The sequence below is a fragment of the Mycetocola sp. Y719 genome (assembly GCF_056713205.1).
This window is the reverse complement of record NZ_JBWYGY010000001.1, coordinates 377,203-393,163: the sequence shown is the minus strand read 5'-3', so window position 1 is coordinate 393,163 and position 15,961 is coordinate 377,203. Positions and strand designations below refer to the sequence as shown.

Annotated in this window: 17 protein-coding genes and 1 tRNA gene; 13 read left to right on the top strand and 5 right to left on the bottom strand. The window is 66.6% G+C overall.

Annotation, left to right across the window (positions count from 1 at the left end; all coding sequences use genetic code 11):
- Positions 1-51 precede the first annotated feature (51 nt).
- From AC1M0F_RS01740 to AC1M0F_RS01730, 3 genes are all read left to right on the top strand, one after another.
- On the top strand, positions 52-933 hold the full coding sequence (locus AC1M0F_RS01740; RefSeq protein WP_480236483.1) for an SDR family oxidoreductase: 882 nt from the start codon (positions 52-54) through the stop codon (positions 931-933).
- A gap of 69 nt (positions 934-1,002) precedes the next feature.
- Positions 1,003-1,971 carry a DNA topoisomerase IB gene (locus tag AC1M0F_RS01735; RefSeq protein ID WP_480236482.1) on the top strand — a complete coding sequence of 323 codons (969 nt, stop codon included), beginning with the start codon at positions 1,003-1,005 and terminating at the stop codon, positions 1,969-1,971.
- A gap of 60 nt (positions 1,972-2,031) precedes the next feature.
- Positions 2,032-2,547 carry a CinA family protein gene (locus AC1M0F_RS01730; protein ID WP_480236481.1) on the top strand — a complete coding sequence of 172 codons (516 nt, stop codon included), beginning with the start codon at positions 2,032-2,034 and terminating at the stop codon, positions 2,545-2,547.
- On the opposite strand, the gene AC1M0F_RS01725 is transcribed toward AC1M0F_RS01730, so the two are convergent.
- Positions 2,470-2,949, bottom strand: coding sequence for a ribosomal maturation YjgA family protein (locus tag AC1M0F_RS01725; protein ID WP_480236480.1), 480 nt, complete (start codon positions 2,947-2,949; stop codon positions 2,470-2,472). The two genes, AC1M0F_RS01730 and AC1M0F_RS01725, sit on opposite strands and share 78 nt — an antisense overlap.
- Positions 2,942-3,829 (bottom strand): hypothetical protein, encoded by an 888-nt coding sequence (locus AC1M0F_RS01720; RefSeq protein ID WP_480236479.1) that lies wholly within the window; start codon positions 3,827-3,829, stop codon positions 2,942-2,944. Before AC1M0F_RS01720 ends, AC1M0F_RS01725 begins: the two co-directional genes overlap by 8 nt.
- A gap of 149 nt (positions 3,830-3,978) precedes the next feature.
- On the opposite strand from AC1M0F_RS01720, the gene AC1M0F_RS01715 reads away from it, so the two are divergent.
- The 3 genes from AC1M0F_RS01715 to AC1M0F_RS01705 all read left to right on the top strand — a co-directional run bounded on the left by AC1M0F_RS01715 (position 3,979) and on the right by AC1M0F_RS01705 (position 6,455).
- A complete protein-coding gene (locus AC1M0F_RS01715) occupies positions 3,979-4,854 on the top strand; it encodes a transposase (RefSeq protein WP_480236478.1) in 876 nt (291 codons plus the stop codon).
- A 64-nt stretch (positions 4,855-4,918) separates the two neighbouring features.
- Complete coding sequence (locus tag AC1M0F_RS01710; protein ID WP_480236477.1) at positions 4,919-5,230, top strand: DUF7882 family protein; 312 nt, start codon at positions 4,919-4,921, stop codon at positions 5,228-5,230.
- A gap of 154 nt (positions 5,231-5,384) precedes the next feature.
- Positions 5,385-6,455: a fatty acid desaturase family protein gene (locus AC1M0F_RS01705; RefSeq protein WP_480237343.1), complete on the top strand. Its 1,071-nt coding sequence runs from the start codon at positions 5,385-5,387 to the stop codon at positions 6,453-6,455.
- Positions 6,456-6,490: 35 nt separating this feature from the next.
- Here AC1M0F_RS01705 and AC1M0F_RS01700 read toward each other — a convergent pair whose 3' ends face one another.
- A complete protein-coding gene (locus AC1M0F_RS01700; RefSeq protein WP_480236476.1) occupies positions 6,491-6,940 on the bottom strand; it encodes a hypothetical protein in 450 nt (149 codons plus the stop codon).
- A 94-nt stretch (positions 6,941-7,034) separates the two neighbouring features.
- On the opposite strand from AC1M0F_RS01700, the gene AC1M0F_RS01695 reads away from it, so the two are divergent.
- A complete protein-coding gene (locus tag AC1M0F_RS01695; protein ID WP_480236475.1) occupies positions 7,035-7,511 on the top strand; it encodes a DUF6194 family protein in 477 nt (158 codons plus the stop codon).
- A gap of 59 nt (positions 7,512-7,570) precedes the next feature.
- On the opposite strand, the gene AC1M0F_RS01690 is transcribed toward AC1M0F_RS01695, so the two are convergent.
- Positions 7,571-7,653, bottom strand: a tRNA-Leu gene (locus tag AC1M0F_RS01690).
- Between the two features lie 38 nt (positions 7,654-7,691).
- Between AC1M0F_RS01690 and AC1M0F_RS01685 the strand changes: the two genes are divergently transcribed.
- The gene (locus AC1M0F_RS01685) at positions 7,692-8,297 is read left to right on the top strand and encodes an ANTAR domain-containing response regulator (protein ID WP_480236474.1); all 606 of its coding nucleotides are present in this window, start codon (positions 7,692-7,694) and stop codon (positions 8,295-8,297) included.
- Between the two features lie 143 nt (positions 8,298-8,440).
- Here AC1M0F_RS01685 and AC1M0F_RS01680 read toward each other — a convergent pair whose 3' ends face one another.
- Entirely contained in the window at positions 8,441-8,863 is a 423-nt protein-coding gene (locus AC1M0F_RS01680; protein WP_480236473.1) for a hotdog fold thioesterase, read from the bottom strand.
- A 57-nt stretch (positions 8,864-8,920) separates the two neighbouring features.
- Between AC1M0F_RS01680 and polA the strand changes: the two genes are divergently transcribed.
- Genes polA through AC1M0F_RS01655 form a run of 5 tightly spaced genes read left to right on the top strand, consistent with a single transcriptional unit; the run spans position 8,921 to position 15,856 of the window.
- On the top strand, positions 8,921-11,581 hold the full coding sequence (gene polA, locus AC1M0F_RS01675) for a DNA polymerase I (RefSeq protein ID WP_480236472.1): 2,661 nt from the start codon (positions 8,921-8,923) through the stop codon (positions 11,579-11,581).
- A 45-nt stretch (positions 11,582-11,626) separates the two neighbouring features.
- The gene (locus AC1M0F_RS01670) at positions 11,627-13,303 is read left to right on the top strand and encodes a DUF885 domain-containing protein (RefSeq protein WP_480236471.1); all 1,677 of its coding nucleotides are present in this window, start codon (positions 11,627-11,629) and stop codon (positions 13,301-13,303) included.
- The gene (locus AC1M0F_RS01665) at positions 13,293-13,943 is read left to right on the top strand and encodes a DUF4166 domain-containing protein (RefSeq protein WP_480236470.1); all 651 of its coding nucleotides are present in this window, start codon (positions 13,293-13,295) and stop codon (positions 13,941-13,943) included. The genes AC1M0F_RS01670 and AC1M0F_RS01665 overlap by 11 nt, the downstream gene beginning before the upstream one ends.
- Positions 13,940-14,926: an epimerase gene (locus AC1M0F_RS01660; protein ID WP_480236469.1), complete on the top strand. Its 987-nt coding sequence runs from the start codon at positions 13,940-13,942 to the stop codon at positions 14,924-14,926. The genes AC1M0F_RS01665 and AC1M0F_RS01660 overlap by 4 nt, the downstream gene beginning before the upstream one ends.
- Before the next feature lie 15 nt (positions 14,927-14,941).
- The gene (locus AC1M0F_RS01655) at positions 14,942-15,856 is read left to right on the top strand and encodes an ATP-grasp domain-containing protein (protein ID WP_480236468.1); all 915 of its coding nucleotides are present in this window, start codon (positions 14,942-14,944) and stop codon (positions 15,854-15,856) included.
- Positions 15,857-15,961 lie beyond the last annotated feature (105 nt).

Genomic DNA, 15,961 nt, shown 5'->3' with positions numbered 1-15,961 from the left:
TGCCACTGTCAGCTGGGCGCCTCGTGCGCCGGGACCAACGAAAGGCGTGGTGTGACCGCGAAGAACCCCGACCCGAGGACGAAATACACCTCGGAGGATTTCCCCCGCCAGGAGCAGGACCAGCCCGGCCTCACCGCCAAGACCTCTCCGACGCCCGACCACGGCGAGCACAGTTACGTCGGGACCGGCAGGCTCACCGACCGGGTCGCACTGATCACCGGAGGCGACTCAGGAATCGGGCGGGCCGTCGCGATCGCCTTCGCCAGGGAGGGCGCGGACGTCGCGATCGCCTACCTTCCCGAGGAACAGGACGACGCCGAGGACACGGCGACCTGGGTGGAGAAGGCGGGCAGACGGGCGCTGCTCCTGCCCGGAGATGTCACGGACGAGCAATTCAGCACAGACATCGTCGAACTCACGATGGGGGAGTTCGGCCGTCTCGACGTGCTCGTACTCAACGCCGCGTACCAGGAGAACAGGAACGGACTCGAGAACCTTCCGACCGCAGAATTCGACCGGGTGTTCAAGACGAACCTCTACGGACCGATGTGGACGGCGCGCGCAGCGATCCCGCACCTCAAACCCGGGGCATCCATTCTCACCACCGCGTCGATCCAGGCGTTCCAGCCCGCCCCTGAACTGATCGATTACGCCATGACGAAAGCCGCTCAGGTCGCGTTCACGAAGGCACTGGCCGATCAGCTCGGCGATCGGGGGATCCGCGTCAACGCGGTCGCTCCCGGTCCGATCTGGACCCCGCTCATTCCGGCGACCTCATGGCCGGACAAGGTGCCTACGTTCGGACAGGACACACCGCTGGGCCGGGCAGGCCAGCCGGCCGAGCTCGCGCCTGCATACGTCTACCTTGCGTCGGACGAGGCATCGTACGTCTCAGGAGCCGTCCTGCCGGTCACCGGCGGCAAGGCGCTGTGAGCCCGACTCCCAGGAATGTAAGGGGCGCCATGCCGAAGGGGAACGAACGCACACAGGGACGGAGCCGCAGTGCCGCGCCTGCGCCGGAGTGACCCCACCGCCCCAGGCCTGGGGCGTCGACGGACCCGTTCAGGATTCCGCTATGTCGATGAGGGAGGTCACCCGCTCCGGGATGAGGGGACGATCGAACGGATCACCGCACTCGTCATCCCGCCGGCGTGGTCGGATGTCTGGATCGCGCCCCATCCGAACGCCCACATCCAGGCCGTCGGGACAGACGGTGCGGGACGCAGGCAGTATCTCTACCACGAGGCCTGGTCGAGGAAGCAGGCGGAGCGAAAGTTCGACAGGGCCCTCGACCTCGCGTCGGCGTTGCCGTCCGCCCGCAGGCTGGTGACACTCGATCTTCGCGGGGTGACCGGCTCGAAGGAACGCGCCCTCGCCGCCGGCTTCCGTCTCCTCGATTCCGCGAGGCTCAGGGTCGGGAGCGAACGGTTCGCCCTCGAGCACGGCAGCCACGGACTGACCACATTGCTCTGTGCCCACGCGACGGTGAGCGGCGACCGGGTCCTCCTCGATTTCCCCGGCAAGAGCGGACAGGCATGGTCGAGTGACACCGAGGACGAGGACCTCGCCGCCGTCATCCGATCCCTGAAGACCCGGGGTCCACGGGCTCGGCTCCTCGCCTGGAAGTCGGACGATCACTGGCGCCCGCTCAACGCCCAGGAGGTCAACGAATACGTGCGCAGGCGCACGAACGGCGACTTCACGGCCAAGGACTTCCGCACGCTTCACGGGAGCATCATTGCGGCCACCGCCCTGCGCCGCCTGGGGCCGGCGTCCAATGCCACCCGGTGCGCCAGGAACGTCGTTGTCGCGGTGAAAGAGACGGCAGAAGCGCTGGGCAACACTCCCGCGATCGCGCGGTCGAGCTACATCGACCCTCGCGTGCTTGACCGCTACCAGTCCGGCGATCTGCTCGAGAATCGGGGGATCGCGCCGGAGACGGCGCTGAGGAACCTCATCCTTGGTTCCTGATCCGGCGCCGGACAGTGTCAACCCCTTGGGAGGTCAGGCAGCGGCACTCACAATGGACGTATGCCTTCCCCTGACCCCAGTGAAGCCCACGCGATCGTCCTCGCCGAGTCGATCGCCGCTGCAGTGCGCGGGACCTCGCTGCGGATCGCCGTCGCTGAGTCGCTGACGAGCGGCGCGATCGCCGTGAGACTCGGCGCAGCACCGGACTCATCAGAGTGGTTCGCCGGGGGAATAGTGGCGTACATGACCGAGTCCAAGCACCACGTGCTCGAACTCGGGCAAGGCCCCGTCGTCTCAGCGAGGGCCGCCGAGCAGATGGCCACCGGCGTCGCCAAGCTCATGCGGGCCAACCTCACCCTGTCCGTCACCGGTGTAGGCGGTCCCGACGAACAGGACGGGCAGGAGGTCGGCACGATCTTCATCGGTGTGCACTCACCGCGCGGCGAACTCCACGTCGCAGAACGCCACCTCGGTGGAAGCCCGGCAGAGATCGTGGATTCAGCGGTCGTCGCGGCGCTCCGGCTGCTCGAGGCCCGCGTCCACGCGCTCGTCCAGCAGAGCGCGCGCACTCACTGAGTCGTCCAGGGTCCCGGATGGACGCCGGAGCAGTCGGTCGGCGATCACGGCGAGGCCGACTCCGACAGCGGAGCTGACCAGGTCCGTGGCGACGAAGGTCGTGCCCAGTACCAGGCGCGCAGGCGGAAAGACGCCCGTCAGCGCTGATGGAAGCCCGGTGAGCTGCAGGAGCTCGACCGCCACGCAGATCGCGAACGCCACCAGGCCGATCCGAACGGTCGACGCCGCCGGCACCAGGACGGCGACAAGGAGGAACACCAGTACGGCGTAGAGGATGCCGCCGGTCACGTCGCCGATCGCTCCGGGAATGGCACGAACGAGAAGCCCAGAGACGATCACGACGACAGAGACGCCGAGAAGAACCCCTCTCGACCGCCGCGTCCGTCTTCGGTCGTCAGTCACGGTTGAGGACTTCGCTGTGCTCGGGTACGAGCGCCTCGGCGCTGATCAGAAACTCCCCGCTTTCACGACGCGGGGCCAGCCAGATCGACGACACCGGCACGCGAACGCTGAGGATGACGACGCTCGTCGAAGCCGGATCCGCTGACGGCGACCAGTCGCGGGCGACCCGGATGTCAGCGAACCACACAGACAGGGTGTGGAAGTCGATGTCGTCCGCAACCCGGTTCACCAGATCCCCGGGCGGTCCGCTCTCGAGCTGGTGAATGAGAACCGCGTCCGTGGCCTCCGTCATCCGGAATCGCCGGTGCACGAGGACGCTGTCGATGCCGGCCTGGGTAGCCCTGGCCGCGATCGTGCTGCGGGAGATCTCCATGAGGTCTGCGATGACCTTGCCGATCCCTGGGACGTCTGCGACGAGCTCGTCGGCCGTTGAGCGTGCCTCGGATGACACGTAGAGAAGGCCTTCGTCGTCCGACCCGTACACGCTTCGTGAGATGGCCGTGCTCATCAGCACGACGAGTGGGCTCATCGTGATGCCTGGGCCGCCCTGTGTCGCTTCGACGAGGTCGGTGAACACGGCGTCCCAGAGAGTCGGCGCGTTCGTGGCGGCGGCCCGCGCGCAGTGCGGGAGCATGGCTGCGAGATCGCTCGTGGTGTCGCCGGCTGCGGCGAGGTCGAGCAGTCGCTTCCTCAACGGCAGGCAAGCTGCTTCCAGGGCGGCTGCGCGCCTCGGGTGGAGGACCAGGTATGCCCGCAACTGGTCGGCCCCGGTGTCCAGCAGGGCATCTCCTTCAGGCGCAGGAGAGTACGCCTCGTCCTGCCCGGGCGTGGCGACCACCGGCGCACGGCGCCGCAGACGTGCGAAGAGCTTGTTGGGCACGCATCAATCATGACGGACGTGGGGCGTTCACGGTGCACCCCCGTCCGGGCACTCGTTCGCCGCGTCCGTTTTCGGCAGCCCGCCTGACCCCGCGACGCCCGCGTATCCTGAACGCAGACGCCCGAGAATGGCACGTGAAAGGAGAGCGCATGGACCTGGACGACGTGCTCGTCGACCTGTACCTGCGCACACCGGCCGAGTTCACCGCCGTGCGCGCGTCGCGGGTCGCGACCGCCAGGGACGACGGCGATGCCGACCTGGCCAGGACGATCGGCCGGCTGCCGAAACCCTCGGCGGCAGCGTGGCTGGTCAACCTCCTCTCGGCCCGGAAATCGGCCGAGATCGACCAGCTCGTCGCGCTGGGCGCCGAGATGCGCGAGGCCGAGAAAGACCTGGATGCCGGCGACCTGCGCCGTCTCGGGAAACAGCGATTGCTTCTCATCCGATCGATCGCCGCGCTCGGTAATGACCTCGCGGCTGAGGCAGGCCATCGGATGAGCGCCGCCGCGCTCATCGAGGTCGAACAGACGCTCCACGCAGCGATGGCCGATGCAGGAGCGGCAGACGCGATCCGGAGCGGCAGGCTCCTGCGGGGGCTCACCTCGTCAGGCATCGACCCTGTCGACCTCGACGGTGCCGTCGCTCTTCCCTCAGTGATCGTCGAACGGGCCTCCCGCCCTGCACTGCGGGCCGTGGACGACGAAGCATCCGGGCGACGGCTCGCCGAGGCGGAGGCGAAGGCACGGGATGCGCGTGCGAGCGCCACAGCGGCCGAGGATGCCAGGGCGGAACTGCGAACCAGACGGACCGCCCTGGGAGAGCGACGACTCGCACTCGGAACAGCACGTGACGAGCTCGAGGCGAAGCTGGCCGCCGTCGAACAGGATCTCGCCGCCCTCGATCGCGACGACGAGGCACTCAGCCGCGCGGCGGCATCCGCTGATCGCACCGCGGATGTGGCCACCCGCGCCGCGGAGCGCGCGGAGAAACGGCTGGCGGACCTGCAAGAAAGTCGCAATGCGTGACTCAGGGGCCGCGGCGGGCTATCGTGCATAGGAAGGCGTCGCCCGATGCGGGAGGGTGTGAACCGTGGGAAAACTGCTGTACGGGTTACCGCCGGTCGAGATCGAACTGACCGACAGGGAACTGGCGCACGTCAAGGTCGTCATCATCACCAAGCTGCGGCGGAGTGAGATGTTCGCCTTCACCGTCGACGGCCGGATCGGAACGGATCAGTCCGGCAGGCGGGTGATCTGGATCCATCCGGCGATTCCGATTCAGTTCCAGTTCGACGGGCTGGGCGAGGACAAGCTCAACCGGACCTGGCTCGAGGACCTGATGGCGTCCGCGAATGGCGGGGGCAGTCTCCGGGTCTCGCCTGAACCACCCGAATCCCACTGAGATCCCTCTTTCTTCGGGTCCGCTGAGGATCGGCCGCGCTTCGCGGCGCGAAGCGTAGACTCGATTCACCGGCAGCCCCAGACCTCGGTCGCCCCCAGCGATTCCGTCTCTTGGTCTGGAGGACACCGTGGCATCCGTCGACGTATCCACTCGAATCATCCGCACACATCCCGGCGGTCCGGGCGGTGCAGTGCTGGGGGATTTCACCGACCTGGCGCACGCCGTCAAGGCGTCAGGTCTGCTCCGCCGCCGGTACGGCTACTACTGGACCAAGCTCATCGCGGTCCCTGTCGTGTTCGCAGCGTCGGCCGCGGCGTTCATCCTCATCGGCGAGAGCTGGTGGCAACTGCTCGTCGCCGCGGGGCTGGCAGTGCTGTTCACCCAGACGGCATTCCTCGGGCATGACGCCGCCCACAGGCAGATCTTCCAGTCGGGCAAGTGGAACGACTGGACCAGCCTCATCATCGGCAACCTGTTCGTCGGGATGAGCTACGGCTGGTGGCAGCACAAGCACACGCGCCACCACGCCAACCCGAACCAGGAGGGGAAGGACCCGGACATCGACCTTCCGGTGATCTCGTTCACGCCCGCCCAGGCCCGGAACCGGCGCAACCCCGTCACCGGGTGGCTCATCGCCCACCAGGGCCTCTTCTTCTTCCCGATTCTGCTGCTCGAGGGACTCTCGCTGCACGCTTCGAGTGTCCGCCGGCTCTGCAGCCGCGACCACATCGACCGTCGCTGGGTCGAGATGGCGTTCATCACGATTCGGCTGGCCGGGTACCTCACCCTGGTCTTTCTCGTTCTCTCACCCGGGATCGCCTTCGCGTTCCTCGGTGTGCAGCTGGGCCTGTTCGGGTTCTACATGGGCATCGCGTTCGCTCCGAACCACAAGGGGATGCCGCTGGTGCCGAAGGACATGAAGCTCGATTTCCTGCGTCGCCAGGTGATGATGAGCCGCAACGTCAAGGGCTCCCGCTTCCTCGACGTCGCCATGGGCGGGCTCAACTACCAGATCGAACACCACCTGTTCCCGTCGATGCCCCGCCCCCATCTGCGCCGTGCCGCGCCACTCGTTGCCGAGTACTGCCGGTCGCACGATGTGCCGTACACCGAGACCGGGCTGTTCCAGTCCTACGGGATCGTGCTGAAGTACATCAACCGCGTCGGCCTGGGGGAGAGCGATCCGTTCGCGTGCCCGCTCGTGGCCGAGCGCGCGGCCATCTGACCTGAGGGGGAGACAGGCCCGCGCGAGCGGGCCTGTCAGTTCTCGCCGTCTGGAAGGGCTTCGTGGTGCGGCCGACCGCGGCTCCGGCGGTCTTCCTTCATTTCGGCCTCGAAGAGGTGCCGCTTCCCGTCGACGAGCTGTTGCCGTGCCCTTCTTTCGGCGGCGGTGACGGCTGAGTAGTAGTTGTCGTCGTAATCCTCGACGATCTGGAAGGTCCAGCGACCATGGAGAACGTTGCGCCCGACGATGTCGCGCGCGATCTCCTCGGCCAGTTCGGTGTGCCCGGCCGCGCGGAGAAGGTCGACAGCTTCGCCGAGCGCCAGGTCGGCTTTGCCCGTGAGCCGGTGGAACCCGTAGAGATAGCCGCGGGCGTGCTCGACGACCTCGAGCGCCTCCGACAGCTTTCCGAGCGCTTCGACCGTGTCGTCGCTGACCCCTGGTGGGCGGCGGTGGGCGGAATCGGGGCCGGTGTCTGAAGAGCTCATAGCCAGCAAGTATGGCTGCCGTCCCTTCGGCCGCACCATCCCCTTGCGCCGGGGGCACTGGGCGGGGAATGAGGATTCTGGCAGACTGTCGCGCATGAGCGAGAGTGACCTCCTGGACTTCGGCGAGAGCCTCCCCGGTGTCGTCGTGATGACGGCCGATGAAGCGTCAGGGGCGCCGGCATCCGCATGGGGCGACAGCTTCTTCTACTACGACCCGGACGACGACGACGAGAACAGGCGGATGCCGTTCACCACGATCGTGGTCAGCAACTACCCGGGTTTCGATGAGTCATCCGAGCTCGACCGCCCCGGCGTGCACCGGCTCAACATCGCCGTCGGGCGAGCCGTTTATGCCGAGCTGCTCGGTCACACGCCGGACGAACACACCGCACGATCAGGTGACTACGACTACGCCGAGCTCGACCGGATCCTGCCGCATCCGATCTATGCCTCGCAGGCGTGGGTGTCGATCCTCAATCCGGGGGAGCGGACCGGCGATCAGGCCCGTGCACTGATCAGCGCTGCCCGAGATCTCGCCGCGCAGCGTCACGATCGGCGGACGTCGCTCTGAGCGAAAACGACCCCTCCACGTTCGCGCTTGCGCTGGAACGTCGAGGGGTCACCCTGTTGTACCGGTGGTGGGACTCGAACCCACACGTCCTTTCGAACAAAGCATTTTGAGTGCTCCGCGTCTGCCATTCCGCCACACCGGCGCACAACAACGTGCACCAGAGTACCGTAGGATTAAGCCGTGACCGAGCCAGAAGCAACTCCAGCAGCCCCTCGTCGAGTAGTCGTAGCCGAAGACGAATCGCTGATCCGCCTCGATATCGTCGAGATCCTCCGAGACAATGGCTTCGAGGTCGTCGGCGAGGCAGGTGACGGCGAAACCGCTGTTGCGCTGGCCACCGAGTTGCGTCCTGACCTCGTCATCATGGACGTCAAGATGCCTCAGCTGGACGGAATCTCCGCCGCTGAACGTCTCAACAAGGCCCAGATCGCACCGGTCGTCCTCCTCACCGCGTTCAGCCAGAAGGAACTCGTCGAACGTGCGAGCGAAGCGGGCGCCCTTGCCTACGTCGTGAAGCCGTTCACCCCGAACGACCTGCTGCCGGCCATCGAGATCGCTCTCAGCCGATACCAGCAGATCATCACCCTCGAGGCCGAGGTCGCCGACATGGTCGAGCGCTTCGAGACCCGTAAGCTCGTCGACCGCGCCAAGGGTCTCCTCAACGAGAAGATGGGCCTCACCGAGCCAGAGGCGTTCCGCTGGATCCAGAAGGCATCGATGGATCGCCGCCTGACCATGCACGACGTCGCACAGGCGATCGTCGAGCAGCTCACCGCAAAGAAGTAGCTCTCACCGTCGAAACGGGCCGGTCCACCGGTCCGTTTCGTCGTTAACAGGTAGTTCGAGGGCATCAGATGCGGTCGAAGGCATCACGAGCGCGGGGGACTCTCGACCGGAAACGATGCTTTCGGTCGGACGGGCGGATGCCGTCAGCCGACAGGCAGATCCTTGATCAGGTTCGTGATCCGGATGGTCGAGCACCTGCGGCCCTGTTCGTCGGTCACCGCGATCTCGTGCACGGTCATCGACCGTCCCAGGTGGATCGGCGTGCACACACCTGTCACGATCCCAGACGTCGCCGAGCGCGTGTGGGTGGCATTGATGTCGATACCGACGGCCAGTTTGCCCGCGCCGGCCCAGAGGTTCGCCGACATCGACCCGAGGGACTCGCCGAGGACCACATAGGCGCCCCCGTGGAGCAACATGGCCGGCTGGGTGTTGCCCTCGACCGGCATCGTGGCGACGGCCCTGTCGACAGAGAACTCGACGAACTCGATCCCCATCTTTGCGGCGAGTGCACCCCCTCCACGCTGCAGGACGTAATCGAGGTCGTTGGGGGTCTTCGCGGTCATCGTCGCCTTTGCTCGTGCTCGAAACCCACTGTCGCTTGTCGCTTGTAGGCTGGGGTGGTGTCGGACAACGAAAAGCCTACCCTCCTCGTCATTGACGGTCATTCCCTCGCATTCCGGGCGTTCTACGCCCTGCCTGTGGACAGTTTCTCCACGAAGGACGGCCAGCACACCAACGCGATCCACGGCTTCCTCGCGATGCTCATCAACCTCATCCGAGACCACAAGCCGACCCACATCGCCGTGGCGTTCGACATCTCGCGGTTCAGCTTCCGCACCCGTGAGTACCCGGACTACAAGGGCACCAGAGGCGAGACTCCGTCGGAGTTCATCGGTCAGGTTCCCCTGCTCCAGGACGCCCTTGCTGCAATGAACATCACCACGATCTCGATCGAGGACTACGAGGCAGACGACATCCTCGCCACCCTCTCCGTCCAGGGCAGGGAACAGGGCTATCGCGTCCTCGTCGTCTCCGGAGACCGCGACACGATCCAGCTCGTCAACGACGACGTCACCCTGCTCTACCCGTCGCGCATGGGGGTCTCAGACCTGACCAGGTACGACGCCGCCAAGGTGATGGAACGCTACGGCATCCAGCCACACCAGTACCCGGAGGTCGCCGCTCTCGTCGGTGAGACGAGCGACAACCTCCCCGGAGTCCCGAAGGTCGGCGAGAAGACCGCCGTGAAGTGGCTCAACCTGTACGGCACCCTCGACGGGATCCTCGAGAACGCCGACAAGATCGGCGGCAAGGTGGGGGAGAGCCTCCGCGAGCACAAAGAGAACGCGATCCGCAACCGCAGGCTCAACCACCTGCTCACCGATGTCGAGCTTCCCGTCACCCTCGACTCGCTCGAGAAGCGCCAGATCGACGAAGAGGCCGTCCGCGAGATCTTCGCGCGACTCGAATTCCGCACGATGCTCGATCGCCTCCTCAAGGCCGAGGGGCTCGACGAGGAGTCCACAGGGATCCCCTCCGTTCGCGTGGGTGCCGCGAAGATCCCGGCCGCACAGCAGTTGCTCGACGAGGAGCTCGGCGCCTGGCTGACACGCGCGACCACGGCGAACCCCACGGGCCTCGGGCTCTCCATCGACGTCTTCGAAGGCAAGCCCGTCGGTGTCGGAATCGCCACACCGACCGAGTCCGTCGCTCTCGCGTGGCAGCAGGGCCGCGCTGACTATGCACCGTTCGAAGCCTGGCTCGCCAGCGACGCTCCCAAGGTGATGACGGATGCGAAACGGCAACTGAAGGCATTGACGTCGGCCGGCCTCGCCTTCGACGGCATCGCGTTCGACACCCACATCGCCGGCTGGCTCCTCCGCCCGAGCGGAACAGAGAAGACCCTCGCTGACCTCGTCTCCCGGTATCTCGACGAGTCTGTCCCGAAGTCGGACCCCAACCAGCTGTCGCTCGACGACCCGGCGACGGCTCCGCTCGAGGCCTGGTACACCGTCCGCCTCGTCGCCCCGCTGACCGAGGCACTCGACGATGGTTCGCTCAAGGTTCTCCGTGACATCGAGATGCCGACGCTGCTCACCCTCGTCGACATCGAACTGCGCGGCGTCACCGTCAACCACGAACAGCTGACCGAGCTGTCCGCCGAGCTCGGAGCGAAGGCTGCCGATCTCGCGTCGCGGGCATACGCCATCATCGGTCACGAGGTGAACCTGGGCTCGCCCAAGCAGCTCCAGGAGGTGCTGTTCAACGAGCTCGACATGCCGAAGACCCGAGCCAACAAGACCGGCTATTCGACGGATGCCGGCGCGCTGGCCGATCTGCAGGCATCCAATCCGCATCCGTTCCTCGGGCTCCTGCTCGAACACCGCGACGCCACCAAGCTGCGTCAGATCGTCGAAACCGTCGACAAGGCGATCGCAGACGACGGCCGCGTCCACACGAGCTACGTGCAGACGGGCACGACGACCGGCCGGATCTCGTCCACGGACCCCAACCTGCAGAACATTCCCGTCCGCACCGAAGAGGGCAGGCGCATCCGCGCGTCGTTCGAAGCCGGCGCCGGGTACGAGACGCTGCTCACCGCCGACTACTCCCAGATCGAGATGCGCATCATGGCGCACCTCTCCGGTGACGAAGGGCTGATCGAGGCCTTCCGGTCCGGCGAGGACCTCCACCGGTTCGTCGGTGCGCGGATCTTTGGCGTCGAGCCGGCAGACGTGACAAACGAGATGCGCACCAAGGTCAAGGCGATGTCGTACGGCCTCGCCTACGGACTCAGTGCCTTCGGCCTCTCCAAGCAGCTGCGCATCGACTCGTCCGAGGCCAAGAAGCTCATGAGCGACTACTTCGCCCGATTCGGCGCCGTGCGCGATTACCTGCGCAACGTCGTCGAGCAGGCCGTGGACGACGGCTACACGACGACCATCTTCGGCAGGCGGCGTCCGTTCCCCGACCTGAAAAGCCCCAACCGGGTGCTGAGGGACAATGCTCAGCGGGCGGCTCTCAACGCGCCGATTCAGGGCTCGGCGGCCGACATCATGAAGATCGCCATGGTCAACATCGAGGCAGACGTCGCCGCGGCCGGTCTGGGTTCCCGCATGCTCATGCAGGTCCACGACGAGCTCATCTTCGAGGTCGTGCAGGGGGAGTGGGACGACCTGGAGACGATCGTCCGCGCCCGGATGGCGAACGCCGCCGACCTGACCGTGCCGCTCGACGTGCACGTCGGTCGCGGGCACGATTGGGACGCCGCAGCGCACTGACCGGATTCCGTGACGCGCGGTCGCCGCTGTCGTAGGCTCGACTCCATGACTGAACCGCAGCGCACTCCGTCCGCCGTCGACGCGATCGCCGAAGACTGGGTCGACACGCTCGTCGAACTCGATCCCCTGCTCGGAACATACATCGGCAGGACCGAAGCGAACAGCCGGTTCGGCGACCTGTCACCTGCCGGTCATGACCGGTACATCGGCGAAGTGAAGAAGGTGCTGGCCGCGCTCGACGCCGCAACGCCCGTCGACAGCATCGACGAGGTCACGAAGACAGACCTCACCAACGAGCTCCGCCTCGACCTGGAGAGTTCGGACGCGCAGCTTCAGCTGCGCGACCTCAACGTCATCGCCTCACCTGCCCAGGGCATCCGGGAGATCTTCGACATCATGCCGACGTCGACCGTCGACGACTGGGATGACGTCTCGTCCCGCTTGAAGGCCCTCCCTGCTGCGGTCGCCGGCTACGTCGAAACTCTCCGCCTCGGTATCGAGCGCGGGATCACCCCGGCGAAACGCCAGGTCCGCGAGGTCTTCGAGCAGGCGAAGAAGTACGGCGCCGACGAAGGATTCTTCATGGAGCTCGCGGCGACGGCGGCTCCGGAGAAGGGCCAGCTCCCCGCATCCCTCGCCTCAGACCTCGCTGTCAACGCCGGGCAGGCCGCCGTGGCATACCGCTCGCTGGCCGACTTCCTCGCCCACGAACTCGAACCCGTCGCCCAGGAGAAGGATGCCGTCGGGCGCGAGATCTACGCGCTCCAGTCCCGCAGGTTCCTCGGGGCCACGATCGACCTGGACGAGACCTATGAGTGGGGCATCGACGAGCTCGCCCGCATGGTCGACGAGCAGGAGTCGATCGCCAGGGAGATCAAGCCAGGTGCGAGCGTCGAGGAAGCGATCGCGTTCCTCGACGGAGACCCCAGCCGCAAGCTGCACGGCACGGACGCTCTGCAGAAGTGGATGCAGGAGACCAGTGACAGAGCCGTCGAAGAACTGGGCCGCAGCCAGTTCGACATCCCCGAGGAGATCCGCACCATCGAGTGCATGATCGCGCCCACCCAGGAGGGTGGGATCTACTACACCGGGCCGACGGATGACTTCTCCAGGCCAGGCCGGATGTGGTGGTCGGTCCCAGAGGGTGTCACCGAGTTCGACACCTGGCGCGAACTCACCACCGTCTACCACGAGGGCGTTCCAGGGCATCACCTGCAGATCGGCCAGGCCGTCTACAACCGCGCGAAACTGAACACCTGGCGTCGGCAGCTTGCAGGCACGTCAGGACACGCCGAGGGCTGGGCACTGTACGCCGAACGGCTGATGGAGCAGCTCGGTTACCTCGACGACCCCGCCGACCGGCTGGGCATGCTCGACGGCCAGCGGATGCGTGCAGCCAGGGTCGTTCTCGACATCGGCGTACACCTGGAGAAGCCGCTCCCGGACGGCAGTCGCCCGTGGACCGCTGACGACGCGTTCGCCTTCCTCAGGAAGAACGTCAACATGAACGACGGATTCGTCCGCTTCGAGGTCAACCGGTACCTCGGCTGGCCCGGCCAGGCGCCTTCCTACAAGGTCGGCCAGCGGATCTGGGAGCAGCTGCGCGACGAGTACGCGCGCCGCGAGGGCGCGAGCTTCGACATCAAGGCGTTCCACCGGAAGGCACTCGACCTCGGCGGAGTCGGACTCGACACGTTGAAGCGCACCCTCCTTGCCGACTGATCCGGCTCCTGCGCCTGCGCTGTCTCCGTACGAACGCATCCTCGGGCCGGAGTTCGCGGGGCTGCATCCACGCCTGCACGCCTACTTCTCGACGATCCCGTCCGGGAGCATCGGCACGGGGAACGGTGTGTTCGACGTCGTCGGCACGTCAAGGCGCTGGCTCTGGCCCGCGCTGTGGCTGCTCGGACTGGCCGGTGTCGTCTTCCCGGTGTGGGAACGCGACGTGCCGTTCACGGTCACCAACACGCCGGCGGATGCCGGCGGCCGGCCGGCAGTGAGCGCGGTGCGTCGGTTCAGCTTTGACCACGGTTCCAGGGACATGATCGACGTCATCTCGGCACAACCGGGAGGGCTGGTCGACCGTCTCGGATCCGGTGGCCTGATCGAGGCCGCCTTCAGCTCCCGCGTCGTGGACGGCGGACTCCACCTCAGATCCACCCGCGTCGTCATCCATCTCGGAACCCTCGCCATCCCGATCCCGCACGGCCTGGCCCCTGTGGTCCGACTGACCGAACGGTTCGACGACGCGACGACGATGCAGCAGGTCGCCGTCACGATCGACGCGCCACTCGTCGGTAGGCTCTATCAGTACAGCGGGGCCTTCCGGTATTCCGTCAGCAGTGGGGGAGATCCGTCGTGACCGATCGCATCGTCATCGCCGGGGCCTCCGGCTTCCTGGGCCATCATCTCGTCGCCGGGTTCCGGGCCGACGGCGCCACGGTGAGCACTGTCGGGCGCGGCTCTGCGGATGCCGTCTGGGGCGACACCGCTCGGATCACCCGTCTTCTCGACGGAGCAGACCTTCTCATCAATCTGGCGGGGAAGAGCGTCAACTGCCGGTACACGCCGGCCAACCGCGCAGAAATCCTCCGATCCCGCGTGGAGACGACCAGGGAACTGAACGCCGCCGTCCGGGCATGCATCGCGCCACCGGCGCTCTGGGTGAACTCATCGACGGCGACGATCTACCGGCACGCTGAAGACCGGCCGATGACCGAATCGACGGGCGACCTCGGCACCGGGTTCAGCGTCGGCATCGCCCGCGCCTGGGAAGAGGAGTTCTTCGCCAACGACCTCCCAGGCACCCGTCGCGTGGCGCTGAGGCTCGCCATCGTCCTCGGCGATGGAAGCGCACTGACGCCGCTGCGACTGCTCACGAGGTTCGGCCTCGGCGGCACCCAGCGCGACGGCCGCTGGCCCGCATCACGGAGCCGCCTGGCGGCGGGGACCTACCACGCCTTCGGAGCGCGAGCGGGCCGGCAGAAGTTCAGCTGGATCCACGTCGACGACGTCGAGCGCATCATCCGGTTCCTCCGCGAGACCGACGACATCGACGGCATCGTCAATGCCGCTGCACCCAACCCCACTGACAACCGCGGCTTGATGGCGGCGTTGCGCCGCACACTCGGGATGCCGTTCGGGCTGCCGACCACACGCTGGATGCTCGAACTGGGAACCGCGGTCATCCGGAGTGAGACCGAACTCGTCCTGAAGAGCCGCTGGGTCGTTCCTGAACGGCTCACCGCCGCCGGGTACGAATTCGCGCACCCGGACCTCGAGCCCGCCCTCCGGTCGATCGTCTCGCCGAGGGCCCGTACGCTCGACAGCCCGCTTCCCGCCTGAACCCGAAAGAACCAGATGTCCAGGATCGCCCTCGTCAGCCATGGAATCACAGACCCCGTCTACACCGACCACGATCTTCCCCTGCTCACCGATGCGTTGGCCGTCGCAGGCATCCCGGCCAGGATTGTGCTCTGGACTGACCCGTCGATCGTCTGGCAGGACTTCGACCTGGTGGTCATCCGTTCGCCGTGGGACTACCCGGAACGTCCGAGGGAGTTCCTCGACTGGCTCGACTCGGTTGCGGCCGTCACCACGGTCCTGAACGCCCCCGACCTGATCCGCTGGAATATCGACAAAACCTACCTGCGCGACATCGCGGCCGTCTCGGACGTCCCCCTCGTCCCCACCACGTTCTGCAACACGCACGCCGAGGTCGAAACAGCATGCGCTGCCATCGACGCGACCCGACTGGTCATCAAGCCCTCCGTCTCCGCCGGTTCGCAGAACACCGGCCTGTTCGACGTCGGCGATCCCGCGGCCCTGGTCCTCGCCGACCTGATCCTCGACCTCGGGAAGACGGTGATGGTCCAGCCGGCGATCGACGGCGTCCAGGAACACGGCGAACACGCGCTTCTCTACTTCAACGGCCGGTTCAGCCACGCCATCTCGAAGGGTCCGCTGCTCGCCGTCGGCGGCGGGCTGCTCGGCGGCGTGTACACGGAGGTCGTTGCCGGCGTCGATCCGTCCGCGGACGAACGGGCGGTCTGTGATGCGCTCGTCACCGCGATCCGCGCCGTCCTGGCCGACAGAGGCCTGAGCGACGCGGAGTCTCTTCCGCTCTATGCCCGCATCGACGTGGTCGACGATCCGGTGAAGGGCCCGCTGGTGCTCGAAGCCGAGCTCTTCGAACCGTCGCTGTTCCTTCACTCGGATCCGGATGCCGTCGGCAATTTCGTCGCGGCTCTCCGGGAGCGCGCCCCTCGCGACTGACCGCCTCCCAAACGTGAGTGTCCCTCACTTGGGGGACTGGTGTGCCACCCCGATGGGGGACTACTCCTGACACCAGTGACCCTTTCCGGGCGCAGGACGGCAGGA

Excerpts from the sequence above, each read along its gene's own strand:
- AC1M0F_RS01700 (WP_480236476.1), bottom strand. The coding sequence starts at position 6,940 with ATGAGCTCTTCAGACACCGGCCCCGATTCCGCCCACCGCCGCCCACCA.
- AC1M0F_RS01655 (WP_480236468.1), top strand. The coding sequence starts at position 14,942 with ATGTCCAGGATCGCCCTCGTCAGCCATGGAATCACAGACCCCGTCTAC.
- AC1M0F_RS01715 (WP_480236478.1), top strand. The coding sequence starts at position 3,979 with ATGGACCTGGACGACGTGCTCGTCGACCTGTACCTGCGCACACCGGCC.
- AC1M0F_RS01695 (WP_480236475.1), top strand. The coding sequence starts at position 7,035 with ATGAGCGAGAGTGACCTCCTGGACTTCGGCGAGAGCCTCCCCGGTGTC.
- AC1M0F_RS01680 (WP_480236473.1), bottom strand. The coding sequence starts at position 8,863 with ATGACCGCGAAGACCCCCAACGACCTCGATTACGTCCTGCAGCGTGGA.
- AC1M0F_RS01730 (WP_480236481.1), top strand. The coding sequence starts at position 2,032 with ATGCCTTCCCCTGACCCCAGTGAAGCCCACGCGATCGTCCTCGCCGAG.
- AC1M0F_RS01670 (WP_480236471.1), top strand. The coding sequence starts at position 11,627 with ATGACTGAACCGCAGCGCACTCCGTCCGCCGTCGACGCGATCGCCGAA.